General features: G+C 59.2%; 23 protein-coding genes. 6 read left to right on the top strand and 17 right to left on the bottom strand.

The annotated features are described in order from the left end of the window. Nucleotides 1–565: methylenetetrahydrofolate reductase (locus PSV43_RS08055; RefSeq protein WP_300195358.1), on the bottom strand; the 565-nt coding region annotated here is incomplete at its 3' end. A gap of 7 nt (nucleotides 566–572) precedes the next feature. Then, nucleotides 573–2,924 (bottom strand): 5-methyltetrahydropteroyltriglutamate--homocysteine S-methyltransferase, encoded by a 2,352-nt coding sequence (metE, locus tag PSV43_RS08050; protein WP_300195356.1) that lies wholly within the window; start codon nucleotides 2,922–2,924, stop codon nucleotides 573–575. Nucleotides 2,925–3,009: 85 nt separating this feature from the next. On the opposite strand from metE, the gene PSV43_RS08045 reads away from it, so the two are divergent. Beyond that, nucleotides 3,010–3,930, top strand: a complete 921-nt coding sequence (locus tag PSV43_RS08045) for a LysR family transcriptional regulator (RefSeq protein WP_300195354.1) — start codon at nucleotides 3,010–3,012, stop codon at nucleotides 3,928–3,930. Nucleotides 3,931–3,947: 17 nt separating this feature from the next. Here the strand turns inward: PSV43_RS08045 and PSV43_RS08040 are convergent, their stop codons facing one another. The 14 genes from PSV43_RS08040 to PSV43_RS07975 all read right to left on the bottom strand — a co-directional run bounded on the left by PSV43_RS08040 (nucleotide 3,948) and on the right by PSV43_RS07975 (nucleotide 18,287). Continuing rightward, nucleotides 3,948–4,184: a hypothetical protein gene (locus tag PSV43_RS08040; protein ID WP_300195352.1), complete on the bottom strand. Its 237-nt coding sequence runs from the start codon at nucleotides 4,182–4,184 to the stop codon at nucleotides 3,948–3,950. Nucleotides 4,185–4,205: 21 nt separating this feature from the next. Beyond that, nucleotides 4,206–4,670, bottom strand: a complete 465-nt coding sequence (locus PSV43_RS08035; protein ID WP_300195350.1) for a DUF2934 domain-containing protein — start codon at nucleotides 4,668–4,670, stop codon at nucleotides 4,206–4,208. 69 nt (nucleotides 4,671–4,739) lie between these two features. Beyond that, a complete protein-coding gene (locus PSV43_RS08030; protein ID WP_300195348.1) occupies nucleotides 4,740–6,860 on the bottom strand; it encodes a PAS domain S-box protein in 2,121 nt (706 codons plus the stop codon). An 88-nt stretch (nucleotides 6,861–6,948) separates the two neighbouring features. Next, entirely contained in the window at nucleotides 6,949–10,125 is a 3,177-nt protein-coding gene (locus tag PSV43_RS08025; RefSeq protein ID WP_300195346.1) for a PAS domain S-box protein, read from the bottom strand. A 7-nt stretch (nucleotides 10,126–10,132) separates the two neighbouring features. Beyond that, on the bottom strand, nucleotides 10,133–11,680 hold the full coding sequence (locus PSV43_RS08020) for a response regulator (RefSeq protein WP_300195344.1): 1,548 nt from the start codon (nucleotides 11,678–11,680) through the stop codon (nucleotides 10,133–10,135). Further along, nucleotides 11,649–12,188 carry a response regulator gene (locus PSV43_RS08015; protein WP_300195342.1) on the bottom strand — a complete coding sequence of 180 codons (540 nt, stop codon included), beginning with the start codon at nucleotides 12,186–12,188 and terminating at the stop codon, nucleotides 11,649–11,651. Before PSV43_RS08015 ends, PSV43_RS08020 begins: the two co-directional genes overlap by 32 nt. A gap of 164 nt (nucleotides 12,189–12,352) precedes the next feature. Continuing rightward, nucleotides 12,353–12,817 carry a response regulator gene (locus PSV43_RS08010; RefSeq protein ID WP_300195340.1) on the bottom strand — a complete coding sequence of 155 codons (465 nt, stop codon included), beginning with the start codon at nucleotides 12,815–12,817 and terminating at the stop codon, nucleotides 12,353–12,355. After that, the gene (locus tag PSV43_RS08005; protein ID WP_300195338.1) at nucleotides 12,804–14,033 is read right to left on the bottom strand and encodes an ATP-binding protein; all 1,230 of its coding nucleotides are present in this window, start codon (nucleotides 14,031–14,033) and stop codon (nucleotides 12,804–12,806) included. The genes PSV43_RS08010 and PSV43_RS08005 overlap by 14 nt, the downstream gene beginning before the upstream one ends. A 263-nt stretch (nucleotides 14,034–14,296) precedes the next feature. Next, nucleotides 14,297–14,899, bottom strand: coding sequence for a chemotaxis protein CheB (locus tag PSV43_RS08000; protein ID WP_300195336.1), 603 nt, complete (start codon nucleotides 14,897–14,899; stop codon nucleotides 14,297–14,299). A gap of 25 nt (nucleotides 14,900–14,924) precedes the next feature. Further along, nucleotides 14,925–15,602 (bottom strand): response regulator transcription factor, encoded by a 678-nt coding sequence (locus tag PSV43_RS07995; RefSeq protein WP_300195334.1) that lies wholly within the window; start codon nucleotides 15,600–15,602, stop codon nucleotides 14,925–14,927. Beyond that, entirely contained in the window at nucleotides 15,599–16,018 is a 420-nt protein-coding gene (locus PSV43_RS07990; protein WP_300195332.1) for a response regulator transcription factor, read from the bottom strand. Before PSV43_RS07990 ends, PSV43_RS07995 begins: the two co-directional genes overlap by 4 nt. Next, nucleotides 16,015–16,431 carry a response regulator transcription factor gene (locus tag PSV43_RS07985; protein WP_300195330.1) on the bottom strand — a complete coding sequence of 139 codons (417 nt, stop codon included), beginning with the start codon at nucleotides 16,429–16,431 and terminating at the stop codon, nucleotides 16,015–16,017. The genes PSV43_RS07990 and PSV43_RS07985 overlap by 4 nt, the downstream gene beginning before the upstream one ends. Then, on the bottom strand, nucleotides 16,403–17,575 hold the full coding sequence (locus PSV43_RS07980; RefSeq protein WP_300195328.1) for an ATP-binding protein: 1,173 nt from the start codon (nucleotides 17,573–17,575) through the stop codon (nucleotides 16,403–16,405). The genes PSV43_RS07985 and PSV43_RS07980 overlap by 29 nt, the downstream gene beginning before the upstream one ends. Next, the gene (locus tag PSV43_RS07975) at nucleotides 17,565–18,287 is read right to left on the bottom strand and encodes a histidine kinase (protein ID WP_300195326.1); all 723 of its coding nucleotides are present in this window, start codon (nucleotides 18,285–18,287) and stop codon (nucleotides 17,565–17,567) included. The genes PSV43_RS07980 and PSV43_RS07975 overlap by 11 nt, the downstream gene beginning before the upstream one ends. 271 nt (nucleotides 18,288–18,558) lie before the next feature. Between PSV43_RS07975 and PSV43_RS07970 the strand changes: the two genes are divergently transcribed. Next, nucleotides 18,559–19,125, top strand: coding sequence for a hypothetical protein (locus PSV43_RS07970; RefSeq protein ID WP_300195324.1), 567 nt, complete (start codon nucleotides 18,559–18,561; stop codon nucleotides 19,123–19,125). 13 nt (nucleotides 19,126–19,138) lie between these two features. Here the strand turns inward: PSV43_RS07970 and PSV43_RS07965 are convergent, their stop codons facing one another. Further along, the gene (locus tag PSV43_RS07965; RefSeq protein WP_300195322.1) at nucleotides 19,139–19,528 is read right to left on the bottom strand and encodes a DoxX family membrane protein; all 390 of its coding nucleotides are present in this window, start codon (nucleotides 19,526–19,528) and stop codon (nucleotides 19,139–19,141) included. Nucleotides 19,529–19,694: 166 nt separating this feature from the next. Here PSV43_RS07965 and PSV43_RS07960 point away from each other — a divergent pair, with 166 nt between their 5' ends. The 4 genes from PSV43_RS07960 to PSV43_RS07945 all read left to right on the top strand — a co-directional run. Further along, nucleotides 19,695–20,222, top strand: coding sequence for a DUF4142 domain-containing protein (locus PSV43_RS07960; RefSeq protein ID WP_300195320.1), 528 nt, complete (start codon nucleotides 19,695–19,697; stop codon nucleotides 20,220–20,222). Nucleotides 20,223–20,383: 161 nt separating this feature from the next. Beyond that, a complete protein-coding gene (locus PSV43_RS07955) occupies nucleotides 20,384–20,827 on the top strand; it encodes a DUF2383 domain-containing protein (protein WP_300195318.1) in 444 nt (147 codons plus the stop codon). 174 nt (nucleotides 20,828–21,001) lie between these two features. Continuing rightward, a complete protein-coding gene (locus PSV43_RS07950) occupies nucleotides 21,002–23,722 on the top strand; it encodes a chemotaxis protein CheB (protein ID WP_300195317.1) in 2,721 nt (906 codons plus the stop codon). Continuing rightward, nucleotides 23,719–25,202 (top strand): PAS domain-containing protein (locus PSV43_RS07945; RefSeq protein ID WP_300195315.1); only part of this gene is annotated, 1,484 nt, incomplete at its 3' end. The genes PSV43_RS07950 and PSV43_RS07945, both read left to right, overlap by 4 nt.

The raw sequence follows: 25,202 nt of genomic DNA, 5'->3' as shown, positions 1-25,202 counted from the left end.
CGAAGAAGGACTGGGTGCAGAGCCAGTCGGCCCCGGCATCCACCTTCGCCTTGAGGTGATCCATCTCGGTCATGCGATTGGGCGTGGCGGGATGGCCTTCAGGAAAACAGGCGACGCCGATGCCGAAGCCGCGTGGGTGCGGGTGCAGGCCGCGCTCGTTGAACTGGCGGATGAAGCGCACGAGTTCTGCGGCGTGGGCGAAGGTGCCGGTGTCTGTTTGTCCGGCAGGGAGGTCGCCGCGCAGAGCCAGGATGTTGCTGACTCCGGCGGCGGCGTAGCGTGTGAGCAGGGCCATGATTTCAGACTCGCTGTGGCCCACACAGGTGAGGTGCGGGATGGGATCAAAGACATCGCTCTGCTGCAACTCGGCGATGAGGCTCTGCGTGAGCTCGCGCGTGCTGCCGCCTGCGCCATACGTCACGCTGGCAAAGGCGGGACGCAGGGGCGCGAGTTGATCGAGCGTGCTTTGCAGCGTCTTCACCGCCACGGGGGTGCGTGGCGGGAAGAACTCGAAGGAGAGCGCGGTGGTGCCACGGGTGGCGGAGAGGATGTCTTGGATGTGCATGGCCGCGTTACACGGTGGGTTGCAACTCCGGTGCGCGCAGATTTTTCGCGGTTTGCACCATGTGGATGAGGGAGGTTTTTACCTCGGCCCAGCCGCGTGTTTTGAGACCGCAGTCGGGGTTTACCCAGAGGTTGCGGCGGGGGATGACGGACTCGGCTTTGCGCATGAGGTTTTCCATTTCGGTGACGGAAGGGACACGCGGGGAGTGGATGTCATAGACGCCGGGGCCGATCTCGTTCGGGTACTGGAAGTCCACGAAGGCACCGAGGAGTTCCATGTTGGAGCGCGAGGTCTCGATGGTGATGACGTCGGCGTCCATGTCTGCGATGGCGGCGATGATGTCGTTGAACTCGGAGTAGCACATGTGGGTGTGGATCTGGGTGTCGTCACGCACGCCGCTGGCGCTGAGGCGGAAGGCGGTGACGGCCCAGTCGAGGTAGTGTGCCCAGTCGAAACGGCGCAGAGGGAGACCTTCGCGGATGGCGGGCTCATCAATCTGGATGGCGGCGATGCCTGCGGCTTCGAGGTCCACGACTTCATCGCGAATGGCGAGGGCGATTTGGCGCGTGGTTTCGGAGCGCGGCTGGTCATCGCGCACAAAGCTCCACTGCAAAATCGTGACGGGTCCGGTGAGCATGCCTTTCATCGGGCGGGAGGTGAGGGACTGTGCAAACTTCGACCAGCGCACGGTCATGGGCGCGGGGCGGCTGACATCACCGTAGATGACGGGGGGCTTCACACAGCGGGTGCCGTAGCTCTGCACCCAGCCGTTGGCGGTGAAGAGGAAGCCGTCGAGCTGCTCGCCGAAGTATTCGACCATGTCATTGCGCTCGAACTCGCCATGCACGGGCATGTCGAGGCCGATGGCATCCTGGAAGGCGACGCAGGCGCGGGTTTCATTTTCCAGATAGACTTCATACTCGGCGGTGGTGAGCTCGGCTTTTTTCCAGCGGGCGCGCATGGAGCGCACTTCGGCGGTCTGCGGGAATGAGCCGATGGTGGTGGTGGGGAACTCGGGCAGCGCTAGGCGTGCGTGCTGCAAGAGCTGCCGCTGAGGGAAGGGGGAGTGGCGACGCGCATCCTCCGCTGTGACTTGGGCGAGGCGTTCTCTGACTTCGGGATTGTGGGTGCGGCGGCTGGTGGCGCGGCTGTGGATGGCGTCTTGATTGTTTTCCAAGACACCGCTGCGTGAGACGTTGCGCAGCAGTGCGCTGAGGGTGACGACCTCGTTGAGCTTTTGATCGGCAAAGGCCAGCCAGTTTTCGATCTGCGCATCCAGCGCGGGCTCGGAGGCGAGGGTGACGGGCGAGTGGAGCAGGGAGCAGGAAGGGGCGACCCACAGGCGCTGCACTCCCAGCTTGGCCTTGGCCGCAGTGAGCAGTTTTAGAGACTTGCTGAAATCGTTCTTCCAGATGTTGCGGCCATCGACCACGCCGAGGGAGAGGATTTTATCCTGCGGCAGATGTTCGAGTACTTCTTCCAGCTCTGCCGGAGCACGGACGCAATCAACGTGGAAGGCGTGCGCTGGGAGCGAGAGGAAGAGCGGGAGATTTTCCCGCAGTGCGCCGAAGTAACTGGCGACGATGATCTTCAAACCGGGGGCGGCGGTTGCGATGCGACGCCAGGCGTCCACCACGGCGTCACGCTGCTGCGGGGAGAGATCGAGCGCGAAGATGGGCTCGTCGATTTGCACCCACTCGGCTCCTTGCTCGGCGAGGCGCTGGAGGATTTTTTCATAGACGGTCACCAGTCCGTCCAGCAATGACCAGCGGTCGAAGTCGGGGTTTTGTGAGTCTTGTACTTTTCCCAGCGAGAGATAGGTCACGGGGCCGGGCAGCACGGGCTTGGCGCGCAGGCCGAGGGCTTTGACTTCGGCGAATTCGCGGAAGACTTTGCTACCGACGAGCTGGAACTGGGTGTCTGCGCGGAACTCGGGAACGATGTAATGGTAGTTCGTGTCGAACCACTTCGTCATCTCGCAGGCAAAGGCCGCCTCGTGTCCGCCGCAGCCATGGGTGCAGGCTTCGTGGCCTTCGCCGCGTGAGCCGCGCGCCATGAGGAAGAGGGTATCGAGTCCGATGTTTTCACCCTTCCAGCCAAAGCGTGGGGGGATGTTGCCGATGAGGCAGGAGAAATCGAGCATCTGGTCATAGAAGGAGAAGTCGTTGCAGGGGATGAGATCGATGCCTGCGGTGCTCTGTTTGGCCCAGTTGTCCCGGCGCAGTCGGCGGCCGGTGGCTTCCAGCTCCTCCTGGGAAAGTTTGCCTTGCCAGAAGGCTTCGGTGGCTTTTTTAAGTTCGCGCTGCTCGCCGATGCGCGGGTAGCCCAGATTGTGTGTGTGAATGATGTTGTCGCTCATAGCGACTAAATAACTATCGCTGGATTGGGTATTAACAATCCAGAGAGTTTTGTGGATCATCATCGAAAATGGTTATGATGGGGGCATGATCGAAATCCGCCATTTGCATGCCCTCATCGCCCTCGCTGAGACGGGGAACCTTTCCAAAGCGGGGCGTCGCCTGCATCTTTCACAGCCTGCGCTCTCGCATCAGGTGAAGAGCATTGAGACGCATCTGGGGGTGCCGTTGTTTGAGAGGAAGAGCAGTCCGCTGCGGCTGAGCCCGGCGGGTGAGAGGCTGCTGGGCACGGCGTATGAGATCGTGAAACAGATGAAGCAGTGCGAGCGGGATGTGGCACGCATTGCGGAAGGGAAGGCGGGGCAGCTCCGCATCGCGGTGGAGTGCCACTCGTGCTTTGACTGGCTGATGCCGGCGATGGATGAGTTTCGCATCGCGTGGCCGGAGGTGGAGATGGATCTGGTCTCGGGCTTTCAGCCTGATCCCACTGGGCTGCTGGTGGAAGATCAGGCGGATCTGGTGATTGTGTCGAAAGCACCGGCACGCAAGGACGTGGTATATCATCCGCTGTTTCGCTATGAAGTGCTGGCGCTGCTGGCGCATCAGCATCCGCTGACGCGCAAGAAATTCCTCGCGGCGCAGGATTTTGCCAAAGAGACGCTCATTACCTATCCCATCCCAGATGACCGCATTGATGTGGTGCGGGAGGTGCTGGGGCCGCTGGGGGTGAATCCGGTGCGGCGCACGGCGATGCTGACGGTGGCGATTTTGCAGTTAGTCGCCAGTCAGCGTGGCATCGCGGCGATGCCGGGGTGGGCGGTGCAGCCGTACCTGGAGCGGCGCTATGTGGCACAGCGGCCGGTGCGTAAGAGCGGCCTTTTTTCCAATCTCAATGCGGCGACGACGCGTGCGCTGGCGGGGACGGCCTACATGCGTGAGTTCATCGCCACGATGAAGAAGGTGAGCTTTGCCAATCTGAAAGGGATCGCGGCGGTGGATGAGCTGTGACCCGGTGCGCTGGATTTTTAAACTGAGGAGACCGTGCTGGTGTCTGCCTGGGTGGACCAGTATGAAGAGCCCAGAGTTCCACGCACGCAGGGTGGCAGCGACTTGTTGCCATAAAAATGCCCGAGGCCGATGCGTAGGCCGAATGAGATGGGGGATTTTTCCCCGGAGACGGCAACGAGATTGCACACGCACTGGGCACTGCTGCGAAATTCGCAGGCCATGGAGCATTCAAGATTGGGACGGCGGATGTTCATGGTGAGTTCCTCAGGGGAAGATCATGGACGATTGCCAAGGCGCTCAGCGGTCAGTTCTGCTTCAGCACGCAGCCAGTCTTCTCTTGGATCGCCGTCTGTTGATCCGCGTTTGAGATAATTTTGGTAGGCCCTGATGGCGATTTCATCAGTGGTAGGGGGCACCATGACATCCGGCGGAGCCTTGGCCTTCGTAGTCTGGGGCTGGGGGTCCGTGGCAGCCTTGGCGACAGGCGCAGTTTTGACGCTAGGTGTGGCTTTGGTGCCGGGTGTGGCTTTGGAGCTGGGTGTGGCTTTGGAGCTGGGTGTGGCTTTGGTGCCGGGTGTGGCTTTGGTGCTGGGTGTGGCTTTGGTGCCGGGTGTGGCTTTGGTGCCGGGTGTGGCTTTGGTGCCGGGTGTGGCTTTCGGGTTCTTTGAACCTTGGTTCACTGGAGTGACTGTGGCGGGAGTACTGCCTTTGGCGGCAGGCGTGGGTTTGCTGGATTTCATGATGCCCGCACAATCCAAAATCCGCTGCCGTTTTCCATGGGGTGTTTACCCCAATTTGACTTCTGAGTCTCAGGTGGAAGGGACGGAGCCGTTCTCGGCGAATGCGAGGGCGACGTTGAGGGTCTCCATGAATTCGTTCACTTTGATGGGCTTGGTGAGATAGCGGAAGAAGCCGGCTTCGATGCCCTTTTCGATGTCGCGTGGGATGGCGTTGGCGCTGAGAGCGACGATGGGAATGTGGCCGATGGTGGGGTCGAGGCGAATGATCTTCATGGCCTCGATACCGCTGATGCCGGGGAGATTGATGTCCATGAGGATGACGTCCGGCAGATAGCCATGGGCGAGGTTGATGCCGTCGGTGCCGTTCTGGGCCGTGAGCAGGCGCAGATCTGAACGGCGGGCGATCAACTGCTCGATGAGCTTCAGGTTGGCGGGATTGTCCTCAATGTAGAGCAGCAGGCGAGTGCGCTTGCCGGTCTCCTCGGGGGTGGCGGCAAGCGAGCTGCTGACGGATTTGATGAAATCGATGTGAGGGTCCACAGCGGAGCCGAGTTCGATCCAGAACACGCTGCCAGTACCGACGGTGCTCTGGGCGCCGATGCTGCCTTCCATGAGCTCCACCAAGCGTTTGCTGACGACGAGTCCGATGCCGGTGCCTTCCTCTCCGGTGGTTTCTTTGCCAAGACGATTGAAGGCCTGGAAGAGCTGCGCGAGGAGTTCCGGTGAAAGCCCGGCTCCGGTGTCTCTGACGCCGATGCGAAGGCGTTCGGGCAGGGTGAGATCACAGTCCACCACGACGGTGCCGCCGGCGCGGTTGTATTTGATGGCATTGGAAAGGAGATTGATGAGGACCTGCTTGAGGCGGGTGCGGTCGGCCCTGATAAAACAAGGACCTTCAAATTTCGGAAACGACATGCTGATGCCGCGCTTCTGCGCCTGGGGCTCGATCATGGCCTGGCATTCGATGAGGACTTCGGGCAACGAGACGGCCTCCAGCGAGAGCGAGAGGCGGCCGGACTCGACGACGGCGAGATCGAGAATGTCATTGATGAGTTCCAGGAGGAACCAGCCCGCATGGAGAATCTGATCGATGCTGGCTTTTTGCGAGGCGGTGGGCGGTGGTATGTCGGATTCAATGAGCTGGGTGAAGCCGAGGATGGCATTGAGCGGTGAGCGCAGCTCATGGCTCATGCTGGAAAGGAAGTCTGATTTGGCGAGGTTGGCCTTCTCGGCGACGGCTTTGGCCTTTTGGAGTTCGATCGTTTTTTCCTGCAGTACTTTATCCCAGCGTTTGCGCTCGGTGATGTCACGCGCTGCGGCGAACACACCCTGCAGGACGCCATCGCGATTGTGAAAGGTGGTGGCGTTGTAGGAGACGTGCGTCTCTGTGCCGTCCTTGGCACGGGCGGTGAGTTCGTAGTCGGTGACTTTGCCCTCGCTGAGTACGCGTTTGATGGCGGCCTCGGCGTGTGCGGGATCGGTGAAGTAGTTTTTGAACGCGGCGCCGATGAGTTCTTCACGCGAGCGGCCGGTCAGCGTTTCCATCTGATTGTTGACGTCGGTGATGATGCCGGAGGCGTCGGTGGTCATCAGAGCATCGATGTTGGATTCGATGAGGGAGCGTGTGTAGAACTGCTGATCCCGGAGGAGCTGGTCGAGCTTTTCCTGCTTGGCCTCGGCCTGCTTGCGCACGGTGTTGTCGGTGCCGATGAGGAGATAGCCAATGATGCTGCCGTGGTCATGCACATCCCGCAAAGCGGTGACGGACACCACGGCGGGAAAGCGGCTGCCGTCCTTGCGGATGTAGGTCAGCTGATAGATGTCCTCGATGCCGCGTGAGGCCTTGAAGACCAAGGCCTCGAAGCCGGGGGCGATGGTGGTGCCCAGTTCGAGGCTCAACTCTGCGGCACGGGCGATGACTTCCTGGGGATCTGAAATTTCAGCCGGGGTGATTTTGTTGAGCACATCGGCTGCGGCGTAGCCGAGCATGCGCTCAGCGCCGACGTTGAAGATCTGGATGACGCCTTTTTCGTCTGTGGCGATGCTGGAAAAGTTGGCGCTGTTCAGGATCGCGTCCTGCAGGGCTCCGGTCTTTAAAAAGGCATCGTTGTGCAGTCGTTCGGTGGCGCTTGATGGGGTCGTGGCTGCAGGGGTATCGTAGTCAGGGGCGAGGCTTGAGGGTGTCGTCATAGTGTTTCCGTGAGAACAACATAAGGGCAAGATGTCTCAGTTCAACCTAGGAGCATTGCCGGAAAGATGTTATGGGGTGTTTGCCCCATCATGAAAGAGAGCTGCTTTCGTTTGTGGCGGGGTGATCCAGCACGGCGCGCAGCTTCTGAGCCAGCGCGGCGGGGGTGAAGGGCTTTTGCAGCAGCAGCACGTCCTGATTCATGACGCCTTGATGGACGATGGCGTTCCCGGTGAAGGCTGAGGTGAAGAGAATGTGGGTTAGCGGACTGAGGATGTGGACGCGATCGGCGAGTTCCTTGCCGCTCATTTGCGGCATGGCAACATCGGTGAAGAGCAGGTCGATGGGGCCGGGGTGGTGCGTCTCTTGCAAGGCCAGGGCTTCGATGCCATTGGCAGCGGTCAGCACGGTGTAACCCAGGCGCTGCAGCAAGGCAGCGGCCATCTCACGGAGAGAGCGATCATCTTCGACGAGCAGGATGGTTTCCGTGCCACCTGGCAGGCCGGGGGCGGTGGGACGCTGCACAGGAGGGGCTGGAACGGCGGCGACCTGTGGGAGATAAATTTTAAAGGTCGTGCCCACAGCGGGTTCGCTATCGACGGTGATATGCCCCCCGCTTTGTTGGATGATGCCGTAGCAGGAGGAAAGGCCGAGTCCTGTGCCCTCGCCCACACCTTTGGTGGAAAAAAACGGCTCAAAGACCCGCGACTGCACTGCGGCGCTCATGCCCGTGCCGGTGTCAGAGATGGCCAGCATGACGTAGCCGCCGGGTTTGAGTTCGGGAGAGCGGTCCACGCCGGTGTGGGCAAAGGTGACGTTGGCCGTTTCCAGCGTTAGCTTGCCACCGTCGGGCATGGCATCATGGGCGTTGATGACCATGTTCATGATGACTTGTGAAAGCTGTCCGGCGTCCGCCTTCACGGTTTTAAGTCCTGCGGCGAGAACACTGCGAATGCCGATGTTATGGCCGACCAGATGCCGCAGGGTGTCTTCCATGCTGATCAGGAAGGTGTTCAGATTTAGCACTTCGGGCTGAAGGGTCTGCTTGCGGCCATAGGCGAGAAGCTGCCGTGTCAGGAGGGTGGCCCGGCCAGCGGCCTGATTGATTTCGGTGACTTTACTGAAGAGCGGACCGCCCGCAGGCAGGTCGGCAAGCAGCAACTCACTCTGGCCGATGATGGCGGTGAGGATGCTGTTGAACTCATGGGCCACGCCACCGGCGAGCTTGCCGACGGTTTCCATTTTTTGCGATTGAATCAACTGGGCTTCGAGTCGTTTGCGTTCAGTGATGTCGCGCTGGATGGCCACAAAGTGGGTGATGACGCTGCTGGAATTGCGGAGGGGAGCGATCTGCCACTCGATATCAAATGAGGTGCCGTCTTTGCGATAGTTGACGGTTTCACCGGAAAACGTATCGCCCTGGTCGAGGTCTTTTCGCAGGCGGTCGAGCACGGCGCGGTCCGTGAGCGGGCCTTGCAGCAGGCGGGGTGTCAGGCCCAGGACTTCACCGGCGGTGTAGCCGGTCATCCGCGTGAAGGCGGGATTGACGAAGATGATCTTGGGGCCCGGCAGATCGAGGTCTGCCTCGGTGATCATGATGGACTCTTTGGACTGCTTCACGGCAGAGCTGAGCAGGCGCACGGATTGCTCCGTGCGTTTGCGCTCGGAGATGTCCTGCATCTGGGCGATGAAGTAGTGCGGCTGGTGCTGGGCGTCGCGCACCAGCGACACATTCAGGAGGATGGTGACCAGGTGTCCGGCGGCATGGATGTAGCGCTTCTCCGACTGGTAGGAACGGACTTCGCCGGCGATCAACTGGCGCACGCACTCAAGACTGTCAGCGAGGTCGTCGGGATGGGTGATGTCCTGAAAGCTGAGGGTGAGCAGTTCGGCTTCGGTGTAACCGACGAGTTTGCAGAGCGCGCGGTTGACCTTGAGCCACTGGCCGGTGGGAGAGGTGAGGGCCACGCCGATGGGGGCCTGCTCAAAGGCACCGACGAAGCGTTCCTCGCTTTCGCGCAGGGCCTCTTCGGCGAGTTTGCGCTCAGTGATGTTGTCGAAGACGGCGACGAAGTGGCCCTTTTGGTGGCTGTAAACTGAAATGGAGAACCAAGTTGCCAAGAATGTCACCTGGGTCTCACAGCGCTCTGGCTGGCCGGTCAATGCCACCCGCTGATACATTGCAAACAAGGCCGGGTCGGTTTCGTGAAATCCAGGAATGACTGTGCTGATGGTTTTTCCGATGACATTCTTCAAACCGGTCAGGGTTTCAAAGGCGCTGTTGACCTCGAGGTAGATGAAGTCCTGCACGCCATCCTCGGTAGAGACCCACTGGCAATGAGCGTAGCCTTCGAGCATGTTCTCGAAGAGTGAATGATAGCGGGATTCGCTTTCCCGGAGCGCCTCCTCGGTGCGTTTGCTCTCGGTGATGTCGTGAACCATGGCTATGAGGCCGGTCACGTTGCCCTCGTCATCACAGACCGGGATCTTGTCCGTCTGGATCCAAAGTTCCTGGCCTGCTGCCCCCTGCATCTTTTCGATGATGCCCAGTTTGGGTGCATTCGAATGGATGACCTGCAGATCGTCCGCGTAATATCCTGCCGCTTCGTTGGGGAAGATTTCTTCAGCGCTTTTTCCTTCGATTTCAGCGATCGTAAGCCCGGTCGCTTCCGCCACACGTTGATTGACCTTGATGAAGCCATTGCGGATGTCCTTGAACCAGATCATCGCAGGCATGAGGTCAAAGAGAACGCGCAGTTCGGCCTGCTGCTTTTGCATGGCTGCCTCGCTCTTCTTCCGCTGGGTGATATCGTGGAAGGTCCAGATTCTGCCGTAGTGCGTGCCGTCTTTGCCGATGACGGGGGAGGAGTAGCGGTCCAGCACGGTGCCGTTTTTCAGTTCGATTTCATCGTGGCTGATTTCATCCGGGTGGGAGTAGAGATAGACGACTTTTTCGATGAACTGCGCGGGATGCAGGGTCATGTCCGTGACCCATTGGATTTGCAGTGTGTCATCGGGGTCGTCCACGATGTGCCTGGGGATCTGGAACACGTCGGCGGCGCGCTGATTTTGCAAGATCTTGCGGCCGTGCGGATCCACCACGATGATGGCGTCGATGGTGGAGTTTACCTGGGCTTCGAGGAAGGTGGTTTTCCAGTACAACTCTTGCTGGGCACGTTTGAGCAGGGCAGTCGTTTCACGCAACTCCGCTTCGAGGGCTGCGCAACGGAGTGGTGCTTCGTCAGCCGATGAAAGAGATGCTGGCATGGTGGTGTCAGGCATCCAGCAGTTCGCGCACTTTGCGGGTGAGCGAGGCTGGGGTGTAAGGTTTGGGCAGGAACTCAACACCGGCCTCGAGCACGCCATGATGGGCGATGGCGTCATCGGTGTACCCCGAAGTGAAGAGGACTTTGAGGCCGGGATAAGTGACCTTCAGCCACTCGGCCATGACCTTGCCGTCCATCAGGGGCATGATGACATCGGTGACTACCAGACTGATGGGAGGACCTTGATGTGCGTGTGCCACATTGAGCCCATCCTGACCGTTGTTGGCGGAGAGCACAGCGTAGCCTTGGGTTTGCAGCACTTCTGCGGCCAGATGACGCACTGCGGGGTCATCTTCCACCACGAGGAGGGCTTCAGTGCCGCGTGGAAGCGGTCCGGTGGGGGCGGATGGGGGCGCGACTGCAAGCGGTTGATCGACACAGGGGAAATGAACTTGGAACAGGGTGCCTTTGCCGGGCTCGCTGTGGACATTCATGAAGCCGCCGGATTGCTGGACGATGGTGTGGCAGGTCGAGAGGCCGAGGCCGGTGCCTTTGCCGGCGGGTTTCGTGGTGAAGAAGGCCTCAAACAATCGTGCTTTGACTTCAGCGGTCATGCCGGTGCCGGTGTCACTGACGCTGAGCATCATGTAGTCGCCGGGAGTGAGGTCTGGATGGGTGTGTCTGCAGGATTCATCGAGCGTGACTTTGCTGGTGGTGATGGTGAGCTTGCCGCCGTTGGGCATGGCATCGCGGGCGTTGACGACGAGATTCATCAGCACCTGCCCGATGTAGCCGGGATCGGCCAAGATCTGGCCCGGTTGAGTTGCGGGAACGAGGGACAGTGAGATGTTTTCGTCGATGAGCCGCTGCAGCATCTGTTCCAAATCTCGCAGGACGACATTGAGATCAATGACGACGGGCTGCACGGTTTGTTTGCGGCCGAAGACGAGGAGCTGGAGTGTGAGCCCAGCGGCACGTTCTGACGCACGCCTGATCTCCTCGAGATAATTGCGCATGGGGTCTGCGGGCGGGAGCTGCATCAGCATGATGTCGCTGTAGCCCATGATGACGCCGAGGATGTTGTTGAAGTCATGGGCGACGCCGGCGGCGAGCTGGCCGATGACCTCCATTTTTTGCGCCTCGATGAACTGCGCTTCAAGCTGCCGGCGTTCGGCCCGCTCCGCGACATCCTGCATGGCGCGGCGCACTGCGGGGACGAGGCGGGAGAGGCGGGACTTCAGGACATAATCAGTCGCGCCGCTTTTGAGCGAATCGATCGCGAAATCCTCGCCCATGGTTCCCGATACCAGAATGACGGGGAGATCGGGCCACTTGGCGCGCACGAGGGTGATGGCGGCCATCCCATCAAAGGCTGGCAGTGTGTAGTCTGAGAGGATCAGATGGAATCTGGTGCTTTCCAGCGCGGCCACGAAGTCAGCGTGACTATGCACGCAGGTGATCGCACAGGGGATGCCTCCGGTTTCGAGCGAAAAGCGGATGAGGGCGGCATCGGCGGGGTCGTCTTCAAGATGCAGGATGCGAAGAGGAGAATTCATTTTTGACCTCTTTCTTTCCGAGGTAAATGACTTCTTTCTCCGAAGGTTCCGGGATTGCTGCTGCTGGCGGTGGTTCATTGACCGCCGCCCAGAAGACGCCGAGCTGCTGGACGACCTTCATGAAATCGTCGAACATCACCGGCTTCACCACATAGGAATTGACACCTTGCTGGTAGAACTCATGGAGGTCCGGTGTTTCGCTTGAGGAGGTGAGGGCCACGACGGGAATCATTTTCAAATGAGGGTCGGCCTTCATGGCAGTCAGTACTTCGAGTCCGCTGACCTTCGGCATACTGTTGTCGAGCAGGACGAAAATCGGGTCTCCCCCGTCGCGGTTTTCGAATTTTCCCCGGCGGAACAGGTAATCCAGCGCTTCGGCACCGTCTTGAACGACGAATACTTTGTTGGCCAGATGGTGGCCTTCCAGCGCGGCGAGGGTCAGTTCCACATCGCGCGGATCGTCATCGACGAGAAGGATGCTTTTAATGGGAGTAGGTTCAGGTTCCATGCAGGTTTTAAGCGGATGAGATGGAAGGATGATGCACGTCGTGGTGCATCACTGCGTGTGGTTATCTGGATAAATATAAGTAAGAAATATCGGATTGTACTGTAAATATCAATAGACGAACTGTGGAAAATTGGGGGATTCATTCATGCTCGAAGTGACGCTGATCATTGGCGTTCTACCCGCAGGTCCGGCGGTGGTTCATTGAGCTTTCCCCAGAATGTGCCGATCTGGCGGATGGAGGTCATAAAGCCCTGGTAATCCACGGCTTTCACGACATAGCCGTTCACCCCATGCTGATAGCATTCAGCCAGATCCGCAGTTTCGCGTGAAGATGACAGCACGACGACGGGGATGGTCCTCAAGTGTGGGTCAGCTTTGATGATTTTCAGGACTTCGAGTCCGTTGACCTTGGGCATCTTGAGATCAAGCAAGACCAAGGCGGGAGTGCTGCGGTTGCGTTGGGTGAACTGGCCGCGGTAGTAGAGGTAGTCCAAGGCCTCGGCGCCGTCGTGAACGACGAATACCTGATCGGCCAGGTGGTGTTGCTCCAAGGCCGCAAGCATGAGCTGCACATCCTGATGGTCGTCTTCCACCAGCAGAATGGTTTTGAGGGTGTCAGGTGGGGGCATCCGTGCGAGGTGCTAAGGTGGGAATGGAAAAATAGAATGTCGCGCCGCCGTCCTCCACGCCCTCCGCCCATACGCGGCCGCCGTGCCGGTGGATGATGCGCTGGACGTTGGCGAGGCCGATGCCGGTGCCCTCAAACTTCTCCTGGCTGTGCAGGCGCTGAAACACGCCGAAGAGCTTGGAGGCGTAGCGCGGATCAAATCCTGCGCCGTTGTCGCGGATGAAGACCACGGTTTCATCCTCGCCGACGCGAGAGCCGCCGATCTCGATGTGGGGTTTGGCGCGTTCGCCGGTGAACTTCACTGCGTTGGAGATCAGATTGACCAGCGCCATGCGCAGGAGTGCGCGGTTTCCCCACACGGTCGGCAGAGGATGGATCTGCCAGTCAATGGTGCGCCGGGTGGTTTCCTTGTAGAAATCTCCCAGAACATCATGCGTGAGGTCATCGAGGCTGCATTCCTGCTTTTCCATGCCAGCCTGACCGATGCGGGAGAAACTCAGCAGGTCATCGATCAAAGCGCCCATGCGCTTGGCAGCCTGGGATACGGTGCTCAGGTGGCGGTGACTGCTCTCGGACAGGGTGGGGCCGGCGTCTTGCTGCAGCAGCTCCACAAAACCCATGATGTGGCGCAGCGGCGCACGCAGATCATGAGAGACAGAGTAGCTGAAAGCTTCCAGTTCACGGTTGGCGGCCTGCAGTTGCTTGGTGCGCTCTGTGACGCGCTGGTCCAGCTCTGCATTGAGCCGCCGAATTTCGTTCTCGGCATTTTTGCGCTCTGTGATGTCGCGGATGTTGCATTGGATGACCTTGCGATCGCCGACCTGGTAAACGTTGCTGACAAATTCGACGGCAATGTGGCGGCCGTCGCAGGTTTCCAGCGGCAGGTTGTCATAACGGACGTAGCCATGCTCCTGAAGACGCTCCTGCATGATTTGATTGGATTCAATGTCCTTGAAGGGGCTAAGCTCGGCGACGGTTTTGCCAACCATCTCGGCGTGAGTGAAGCCCAGCAGCTCAGTGAGGAAGGGATTCACATCCATGATCCGTCCCTCTTCGGCCTCCAGGATCAGGATGCCATCCCGCGCTGCTTCAAAGAGCCGGCGGTAGCTGAGTTCTGAGTCGCGCAGTGCGGTGTCAGATTTTGATTGTTTGGCGGCTAAAGCGTCCTGAGTGTTCATTTGAAAACCAAAGTGCTCTTGCTGACTGAAGGAGGCCATGGGGTGTAATACCCATTATCACTCGGACGAAGGCTTGCAGATTCGGATCGGTCTTGAACGATAACCCTTCTGAGCTGTATTAAAGTCTAGGGCAGGGGACGGACAAGGATTGCAAGCCTCCGGCTGAGGCTGCCATGGCAATGACGCTCTGGGCGTTACGCCGGGAATGTCATTCATGACTCACGGTCTGCTCTGTGTGCAAGAGCAATGTAGTGTACTACCCATTCATAGGCGGCGGGAAGGACTGGCGGACGCCGATGGAATCACGCCTGAATTGTAACAATCAACTCGATCAGCATCGGGGCGATCTCGTCCAGCGGGAGGATGAAATCGACATCGCCGGTGGCGATGGAAGTCTGCGGCATGCTGAAATCCTGCGAGGTGGGCCGGTCTTGGGCGATGACTTTGCCGCCTTGCTCTTTGATGATCTGAACTCCGAAAGAGCCGTCACCATCGCCACCGGTGAGAACCACCGCAATGGCATGCGTTTGATACACAGCAGCCACAGAGGCAAACAGCGGCTCTGCGGACGGGCGGGCAAAATGTACTTTTTCCGCGTCGTCGGCGGAGAGATCAATGCGGCCGCCTTTGACGACGGACATGTGATGATTGGGCGGTGCGACAAACACACTCGAATGGCACAGGATGTCGCCGGTCTGCGCCTGCAGTACCTTCAAGCGTGAGCGGCTGCTTAAAATCTCGGCCAGCAGGCTTTTGTGGACGGGGGACAAGTGCATGACGATGGCGATGGCCGCGGGGAAGTCTGCAGGCAGTCCGCCCAGAATGACCGACAATGCGTTCAAGCCACCGGCAGAGGCCGCCATGGCAATGACGCTCTGGGCGGGTTCACAGGGAGGAGTGTTCATGAACAGCCGATGGGTGTTGAACTCCTCAGATAATCGTCACCTGCACGCTGTTCTCAATGATGCCCATGGCGATGGCGTAGCGGGTGAGACCGGCGGTGTCGTGGATGTTGAGCTTGTCCATGAGGCTCTGGCGGTGTTTTTCGACGGTTTTGACGCTGATGCCCAGTTCCTCCGCTGATTCTTTGTTGGCCTTGCCTTCGGCAATGAGTTGCAGGACTTCCATTTCGCGTGCGCTGAGGGTGGGTGCGGCCTTTCCGGGCAGCTCGCCTTGATCGCGGGCTTTTTGTCTCTGATGATCGCGGCGTTTGGCAATGATGGGGCTGAAATAGGTCTTGCCCTGATGGACGGCGCGAATGGCCTCGGGCAGCACATGGGCGGCGGTTTGTTTGATGAGATAGCCCGAGGCACCGATGCCCATGACCATGGCGACGTAGGCGTCGTCGCTGTGGGCGGAGAGAATGAGCACCTTGCTGCCGGGGAAGGCGTGGAGGATCTGCCGGGTGGCCTCCATGCCGTTGAGCAGGGGCATGGCGATGTCCATGACAATGACGTCGGGTTTCATCATGGAGACGAGTTCCACGGCCTGCCGACCATTCTTTGCTTCGCCGATGACTTCCATGTCAGTTTCCAGATTTAACATGGCCCGCAGGCCTTCGCGGACGATCTGGTGGTCTTCAGCAAGAAGTACGGTGATGGAACTCATGGGTGTTGAAGGATGGCGGGATGGATGGGCTTGAAGTAGGTGTTGCCCCGGTATACTTCGCGGATCGCCGCTGCGAGGCTGTGCGAATCGCTTTGTTTGACCAAATATCCGGAGGCACCGAGTGCTCTGGCTTGCTGAACATAGCTGTCCTCCCCGTAAGAAGACAGGACAAGTATTTTGGTGGAGGCCGGGGTGCACTCCCGAATCCGGGTGAGGGCGTCGAGGCCGTTGAGAAGGGGCATGGACAGATCCAAGACCACGACATCCGGGACCAGACTGCAGGCGAAGGCGACGGCCTGATGACCATTGGCGGCCTCACCAACGATTTCGAGGTCAGACTCCAAAGTGAGGAGGGCGCGGAGGCCAGCGCGGAGGATGGCGTGGTCATCCGCAAGGAGGATGGTGATGGGCTTCATGACGCAGCATCCTGGGTGGGTTTGCTGGGGCAAATGAATGCGTCGCCGTGGTGGGCTGCGCGAATGGCGTCTGCCAGCTGGAGCATGTCGGTTTGTTTGACGAGGTAGCCAGCGGCTCCGAAGGCTTTGGCCTGCTGAATGTAAAGGTCGTCACTGTGTGAAGAAAACATGAGTACTTTGGTTTTGGAGGCCGACTTCATGATCTGCCGTGCGGCTTCGATGCCATTGATCAGCGGCATGGAGACGTCCATGATGACGACGTCAGGATGGAGCTGATCGGTGAGGGACACGGCGAGACTGCCGTTTTCGGCTTCGGCGATGACCTTGAGGTCGGACTCCGAGAGCAGAAGCTCGCGCACGCCGTCGCGGATGATGCGGTGGTCTTCAGCCAGCAGGATGGTGATGGGATTCATTGGGGGATGAAATGTTTGCTGGATTTGTGTCAGCGGGAATCTCTACATGGATGGTGGTGCCTTTGCCAGGAGCGGATTCCACGCCAAAGGTGCCGCCGATCATCTCGATGCGCTCACGCATGCCGAGCAGACCGAGGCGGTTGTTTTTCGTGGCGCTGCCCTTGCCTGCGACGGCAAAGCCGCAGCCGTTGTCGGTGATTTTCATGGTGATGCCGCTGTGCGCATTTTCGATTGTCAGACCTGCCTGGCTGGCATGCGCATGGCGTGCCACGTTGGTGAGCGCTTCCTGGGCGATGCGATAGAGGACGGTGCGGGTGGTGCCGTCCGCCTGGTCAATAGCGGCGAAGGCCTTCAAGGTCACGCGGATGCCGGTGTCCTGCATGTAGGTGGTCATGAAGGCTTGCAGGGCGGGGATGAGCCCGAGGTCATCCAGCACGGAGGGGCGCAGCTCACGCGCGAAACGGTGCACGATGTCCACGGATTTTTCCACGAGCTGCTGGGTGCTGGTGATCTTGGTTTGCAGCGACTTGTCGCTGACGGTGGCATCTGTTTTCAAGTCTGCCAGCCGCATATTGATGCCCGTGAGTGTCTGGGCGATGACGTCGTGCAACTCGCGGCTGATTTTTTTGCGCTCTTCTTCCTGCGCGGACAGCAGCTGACGTGAAAGCTGGCGCAGCTCCTCCTGCAATTCGCGGGACTTTTTCAACAGGTCGCTGGAGGTTTGCTGGCTGATGCGGAGAGACTCCTCCATGGCCCGGCGCTGAGTAACCTCCTGTTTGAGATCTTCCACCGAAGTGGCCAGCTCACGGGTGCGCTGGCTCAGCTTGTGAACCATGTGATTGAGGTGAATGTTGGCCTCACGCGCACCACGGTGGGTTTCTTCGAGCGGTGTGATGGCTTCGGCAAAGAACAGGCCTGCGCGCCCCATCAGACCGTCATTGGTGCTGGAGGAGTAAACGGGCAGCACGAGAGAAACGATGGCAACCTCGTGCATGCGTGCCAGGTCCAGCGTCTCCAGGCCAAGGGTGATGGCCTGGTGCCCCAGCGCATGTGCGGGTGCCATGCTGGCGGCCGGGCCTTGCTTCAAGAAGTGCTGCAAGGCTGCGTGATAGAGACGCGAAAGATCAGTGCACTTATTTTTCATGGGGAATGCCGAACTCTTGGGCGAACTGGTTGATGGTTTTCACGGCAGCCTCGACGAGGCTCTGGGTGGTGGCGATTTCCTGAGTGAGGCTGGCATGCCTGACGACCACCTGAGTCTTCAACGCCAGCAGCCGCATGTGGATGCCGAGCAAGGTCTGGCCAATTTCGTCATGGAGATGCAGGCTCATCTTCTTTCGCTCCACTTCGTCTGCGGACATGATCTGTCGTGTCATCTCCTTCAACTGCTGCTCCAGCAGGCGGGACTCCTGAAGGAGCTGGCCGGAGATGCGCTGGCTGTCATCCAAGGCGGCCTCGGCGGTCATGCGTTCTGTGATGCCCTGCCGGAGATCACGATGGGAAGCTGCCAGATCAAGCGTGCGCTGACCCAGCCGCTCCTGAAGCTGCCGCAGGTCAGCACCGGCTTCCAAGGCTGAGCGGTGCGTTTTTTCGATGGGGACGTTGGCTTCGGTGAAAAAGACCTCCGCATGCAGGGCCATCTCATCGCGGGTGAGGGGTGGGGACTGGGGAGGGATCAGCGTCTCGAGCGCCTGATGGTGCAGATTGGCGAGAGCCAGGGTCTCAAGCCCGAGGTCCACAGCCTTGACACCCAATTCAAGGGCTGGCCGCAGGCTGGCATGGCGGCCTAGCTCCAAATAGGTGCGCAATGCCGCCAGGTATTCGACTGAAAGCTGGCTCAACGGGGATTCACTCATGCTTGTACGGGAAAGCCAAACCCGTGGTCATCGAGGTTCGATCCCTGGCTGGTGCGGCTGTTCAGCGTCACCTGTCGTCCAGCGGCGGCAGGGAAGCCATGGGGTAAAACCCTACCTAACCGGAACGGGTCCTGCGGAAACAGGGGGTGGGTTTTCACCCCATGGCGAAGGAGCGCGGTGCTGCTCATGATCGCCAGGCCTGATCAGAGTGGCGGGCCTCCGCAGCAACGCATTTATTCAGTCAAGCCAACCTTGAAAACGCTCAATTTTTATGTCATCAAAATCTGTTTTCTGCTTTGCCTCTTCACGCACCCAAGCTGGTCGCATCCTTGAACAACTCAAAGCCGCAAGATTTTCCAACCATGAAATCTCTGCCCTGTTTGCAGATCAGCGAACGAGCTTTAATTTTGCGGATGCAAGGCACACGCAGGCATCCGGCGTTGCGGTGGTGGGCGCAGGGATTCTCGGCATCCTCGGGGGAGTATTGGGCTGGACTGCTGGCATGGGGGTTCTAGCCATTCCGGGAGTTGGCACGTTCTTTGACGCGGGCCCCGGCCTGGCTGCGCTCGGTGGTGTGGCAGTGGGTGCGGTGCTAGGTGCTGCCGCCGGTGGATTCCTCTGTCTGGTTTTGCCTGAACTCGAAGGAAAACGTCAGGATGACAAGCTGCGGAATGGGGGCATTCGCATCTCCGTGCTTGCCGATAACGATGCCGAAATCACTCAGGCGGAAGTCATCTTCGCTGATGCAGGGGGGCAGGGCATCTGCACCGCCGCCGTGGCGGCCGAGTCTGAGGATGACCGTCCGACAGAGATACTCACCTACGCAAGAGCACGCTGAAGATGAGAACCATTCAGGCTTTGCGCTGGTCTGAGTGGTGGGGGCGCTTCACCCCTGCATGATAGACCCATGCGATGAGAACGAACTGAAGAGGGAGCCGGGACCAAAGCACCCATGATGGAATATCGACGCCGGTCATACCATGAAGTGCCATGTGAATATTGGCTGGAAAAACCGCGACGAGCAGGGCGACAAGGCCCCAGGCCGCTGCGCAGCGGAGAAAGGGAATAAGAAGGCCGATGCCGCCCGCAATCTCTGCGGCACCACTGATGAGATTCAGGAGGTCAGCGCGTGGGAGCCAGGGCGGAATCATCGCCACATAAGTCGCAGGATGCACAAAATGGTTGATGCCCGCCAGGACAAAAAAGATGGAAAGCAGGATGAGTGAAGCGGTGCGGAGCATGAGCGGGGGAGGTGCCTTTTAGATTGCGCTGCAATGAGTGGTGCGAAAATGCGGGTTTCACCCCATAGCGAATCCACCGTGGATCATTTAACACATGTGACATGTGAAGCTAATCACAAGCTCGCATACCCAACAACCTCACATAACTAACAACCAAAATACATCCATGAAATCCAAATCTATCTCCCGCCTGACCTCCGCAACGCTCGCATTGTTCAGCATGTTTGCACTCGCTTCCACCAGCAATGCAGCCCCGAAAGACACTCTTAATGAAGCTGATGTCAAATTCGTCAAGAATGAAGCTGCCGCTGGCGCTGCCGTGGTGAAGCTCGCTGAACTGGGCGTGCAAAAAGCCGAACGGGCAGACGTCAAGGCTCTCGCCGAAATGCTGGTCACTGACCACACCAAGGCTAACAAAGAGCTGAATGCACTGGCTGTTGAAAAGGGCGTGGAAGTCTCCGCCGTTATCGACCCGAAGCATGCCGAAACATTCCAGGAACTGGAAAAAGCCACCAAGGCTGACTTCGACAAGGAATTCCTCTCCACCATGATCAGCGGCCACAAGAAGTGCGTCAGCAGCTTCGAGGAAGCCGCCAAGGACGCCAAGAACAGCGACCTGAAAATGTGGGCTGAGAAGATGCTCCCAGGCCTCAAGGCACATCTTGCCAAGGCTGAGGAACTTGCCGCCAAATAATTTGCTTGAGAGGACCTGGGTAAATCAGGTGAATTCGTTTGCCAGATTTCCTCAGTCACCTTTCAACGCATAAAGCTGTGGCAGTTGAGGCGACCCCCCGCCTGACTGCCACAGTTTTTTTTTCGCGGCTGAACGCCACCGCAACCTTTCTCCTCCATTTCATGACTGCCAACGATCAGACTCTCGACTCCTGCAATGCGCTGCTGACCCTGGAAACAGCCGCCGTTGAGACCTACAGCCAGGTGATTGACAAATTTGACCTTGAGGGCGCTGATACGGCGCTTGAGCGTATTCGTAGCGATCATGAGGTGAATGTTTTTGAACTGCACCAATTCTTTGATCAAGGTGTTCCGAAGACTGAGTCCCACGGCGGGACATGGAGCGGCTTTGAAGAGGCGATGGATGCGTCGGACACGCTGAACGGTGAATCACCGGTTTTAAAAATCCTGCAAGCCGGCGAGGAACTCGTTATCAGCCAGTATGAAAATGCGCTGGCCAATGCGGATGTTTCTGAAGCAGCCAAGGCGATCATCAAGCGGGCGCTGCTGCCTCCCCTCTCCGGCCATCTGATTGATCTGCAGCAGCGGCGTGACGAGAGACTATGACTGCAGCGGGCCGCACTTCGCGGTTTAGGAAATCCCCATTTACCGCATCCCTTACGATGGGCTGTCCCCACCCTGAAACACTACCGGCGACCGTGCTCGACAAGACGGTGATACTAGCGTCTGGTGTAGGCACAGTCGCTACCGAGAGAATCAGGCGGGGCTCGTGATTGAGTCATGAAAAAGTCAGCATCCATTCCAGCGCGAAAGCGTACAATTAAAGCCGCCGCATCTGCGCTGCGGAAAACTCCGCCTAAGAAGGCCCCTGCGTGTCCCATCGTTGGCATTGGTGCTTCAGCGGGTGGTTTGGAGGCTCTGGTGCAGTTTCTTGGGCATGTGCCCATGAACAGCGGGATGGCGTATGTCATCGTGCAGCATCTGGATCCGACGCAGAAAGGCATGATGCCCGAACTGCTGCAACGCGCCACGACGATGAAGGTGATGCAGGTGGCGGACCGCACCAAGGTGCAGCCGGACTGCGTGTATGTGATCCCGCCGAACAGCGACATGTCTGTGCTGCGCGGTGTACTGCATCTGCTGATCCCCGTGGAGTCTCGGGGGCTGCGGCTGCCGATCGACTTCTTCTTCCGCTCTCTGGCTGAAGATCTGCGTGAGCAGAGTGTGGGGATCATCCTTTCAGGCATGGGCAGCGATGGCACGCTGGGACTGCGCGCGATCAAGGAGAAGGCGGGCATCGTGCTGGTACAGGACCCGACCTCGGCCAAGTTCGACGCCATGCCGCGCAGTGTCATTGATGCGGGGCTGGCGGACATCGTGGCTTCGGCCGAAGATCTGCCGGACAAGCTCATGGCCTACCGGCGGTATCTGCCTCATCTGGCGAAGGCTGAACTGCATCTGGAGGAAAAAGTACAGAGCGCCCTGGAAAAGATCGTCATCCTGCTGCGCGCGCACAGCGGGCATGATTTCACGTTGTACCGCCGCAGCACATTGTACCGGCGGGTGGAGCGCCGCATGGGCATCCATCATGTGGGCAAGATCAGCGGTTATGTGCGCTACCTGCAGGAGAACCCGCAGGAGCTGGGCATCCTTTTCAAAGAGCTGCTCATTGGCGTGACCAATTTCTTCCGCGACAAAACCGCATGGGAGCAGATGGCCACCAAGGCGCTGCCGCTCCTGCTCAAAGACCGGCCCGCAGGCAGCATCCTGCGTGCCTGGGTGGCAGGGTGCTCCACCGGTGAGGAGGCTTACTCGCTGGCGATGGTCTTCAAGGAGACGCTGAAGCACCTGAAGTCCACGGACAACATCTCCCTGCAAATCTATGCCACGGATCTGGACAAGGATGCCATCGACAAGGCGCGCCTCGGGATCTTCCCTGAGAACATCGTGGCCGATGTGTCACCCGCGCGCCTGACGCGCTTTTTCGTCAAAGAGGAAGGCGGCTACCGGGTGAACAAGGAGATCCGCTCCATGGTGGTCTTTGCGCCGCAGAACCTCATCATGGACCCGCCATTCACCAAGCTGGACATCCTGAGCTGCCGTAACCTTCTTATTTATCTCACCCCGGAGCTGCAGAGGAAGCTGTTCCCGCTGTTTCATTACAGCCTGAACCCCGGCGGGGTGCTGTTTCTCGGCAGTGCGGAGAGCATAGGCAGCTTCACGCACCTCTTCACCGCGCTGGCGCTGAAGGAGCGCATTTTCCAGCGCAATGAAACGGCGATGCCGGGCAGCCATCTGGACTTCCCCGCCGTGTATGTACCGGCCCACACGAGCCGCCAGGAATCTCAACTGGCAGCGCGTCTTCCCATCCCCAGCCTGCAGTCGCTTGCTGATCAGATGTTGCAAAAACGCTACGCGCCGTCCGCGGTGCTGGTGAACCATCATGGCGACATTCTCTACATCAGCGGGAAAACAGGAAAGTTTCTCGAGCCCGCCGCCGGCAAGGCGAACTGGAATGTGATTGCCATGGCTCATGATGGACTGCGCAACGAACTCTCCAGCGCATTGCAGAAAGTCATCCGCAAAAAAGGCACCGTCACCGTCCATGGCATCAAACTCGGCCCTCAGGCCGACACACGAGCTGTGGACATCATGGTGGAGGCGGTGGAGGAGCCGAAGGAGCTGTTTGGCAGGATCCTCATCGTGTTCACTGAAACCGCCGTCCGTGCCGGGCTGGAGCCTGGCACTGAGAAAGGCAAAGCCACAGGCACCAGCGGCGCCCGGCAGCGCGAACTGCAAAATGAACTCAAGCATGCCCGGGATGAAGTGCAGGCCGGACGCGAGGAGATGCAGACCTCGCAGGAGGAGCTGAAGTCGATGAACGAGGAACTGCAGTCCACCAACGAGGAGCTGCAGTCCACCAATGAAGAGATCATGACCTCCAAGGAGGAAATGCAGTCGCTCAATGAAGAGCTGCAAACGGTGAATGCCGAGCTGCAGGCCAAGCTCGACGAGCTCTCCGGCACGAACAACGACATGAAGAACCTGCTCAATAGCACGGACATCGCCACCGTGTTTCTGGACAACGACCTCCATGTGCGCCGCTTCACGCTGCAGGCGAAAACGATCATCAAGTTCATCGCCACGGATGTGGGCCGGCCCATCACCGACCTCGCCTCCGACCTGCTTTATCCGGGGCTGGTCAAGGACACCCACGAGGTGCTGCGCACGCTTGTTTTCAGCGAGCGCGCCATCGCCACGCAGAATGGCCGCTGGTTCACGGTGCGCATCATGCCCTACCGCACGGTGGACAACCGCATCGACGGCGTCGTCATCACCTTTGCCGACATCACCGCCGCGAAGAAAGTGGAGGCCGGGCTGCGTGAGCAGCACCGCCAGATGACCGAGCACGCCGATGAGCAGAACATCGCGCTGGGCAAAGCCCTCGGCAAAGCCAAGGGCAGCCGCGCGGCTGCTCCCAGAAAGAAATCCAAATCATGAAAGCAGCCACCACAGAACTACGCCGCCGTGCTGAGAGCCAGCTGAGGAAGCAGCCTCCGCAAACGCTGTCTGTGGCAGACCAGGCCGAAGCGCTGCGCACGCTCCAGGAGCTGCAGATCCACCAGATCGAGCTGGAGCTGCAAAACGAGGAGCTCAGATTAACGAAGGCCGAGGTGGACGCGGGATTGGAGCTGTTCACCGAACTCTACGACTTCGCACCGGTCGGATATTTCACCCTCGCCGACGACGGAAAGATTCAGCAGGTCAACCTCACCGGCACCAGCATGGTCGGCATGCAGCGCTCCCGGTTGGTGGGGCAGCGTTTTGGTATCTTGCTGGATCCGCAAGACCGCCGGAGCTTCAATGACTACCTCGCCCAAGTCTTTGCCGGCGATGCGAGGCAGTCCGGGGACTTTGAACTGCTGCGCGAGGACCTGCCGCCCCTCGTCGTCAACATCGCGTCCAAGCGCCAGATCAATGAGAATGAATGCCACGTCGTGGTCATGGACATCACGGATCGCAAAAAGGTGGAGGACATCCTGCGCCGGAATGAAGCGCTGTTTGCCGCACTGCTGAACCAGGCCCCGTTTGGCGTCTATGTCGTGGATGACCAGCTGACTCTGGTCCAGATCAATCCCCGGGCGATGCCCTTGTTCAACAACATCAAGCCGCTGCTGGGCCGCTGCTTTTCCGAAGTGATACGCAAGCTCTGGCCGAAGCGGGTGGCGGATGCGGCTGAGAAGCGCTTCCGGCACACGCTGAAGACCGGGGAGCCGTATCAGTCTCCGGAGTTTGTCGAACGGCGCAAGGACACCCGGGTGACGGAGGCCTATGAATGGCAGATCCAGCGCGTGACGCTGCCTTCGGGAGATCACCGCGTGGTCTGCTTCTTCAACAACATCACCGAGCGCAAGATCGCTGAAGACAACAAGCGCCGCGTCGAGGTGCTGGCCGCCTCCAATGAGAAGCTCAAGGAGGAAATTGTCCGCCGTGAGGCAGTGGAGACCGCCCTCAAGAAGAGCGAGCATCATGCTCAGGACTTGCTGAATCAATCGCGCCTGCTGCAGATCAAGCTGCGCGAGTCAACCCACCAGAACCTCCTTGCCCTGGAGAATCAGCGCAAGGAGATCAGCCATGAACTGCATGACAAAATCAGTCAGGTGCTGATCGGCATCAATGTGCGGCTGGCGGTCTTTACCCGCGCGGCGGGGGTGGATGCACAGGCGATGGCGCCGGTGCGTGAGCTCGTGGAGACTTCCGTGCGGATCGTCCATGACTATGCGCGTGAGCTGCGCCCAGCGATGCTGGACCAGCTGGGACTGATCCCGGCTCTGCGCACGTACATCGACGAAATTCCCAAAAGCAAAGGACGCAAGATTACCTTCAGCGCCTCTCCCGGTGTCGAAGCCCTCGACAACGACAAGCGCACCGTGCTTTACCGCGTGGCGCAGGAGGCGCTGGTCAACGTGTGCAAACATGC

The sequence above is a fragment of the Prosthecobacter sp. genome (assembly GCF_029946185.1).
Taxonomy (GTDB): domain Bacteria; phylum Verrucomicrobiota; class Verrucomicrobiia; order Verrucomicrobiales; family Verrucomicrobiaceae; genus Prosthecobacter.
Note: the sequence above shows the minus strand (reverse complement) of the source record. Positions and strands in the feature narration are given on the sequence as shown.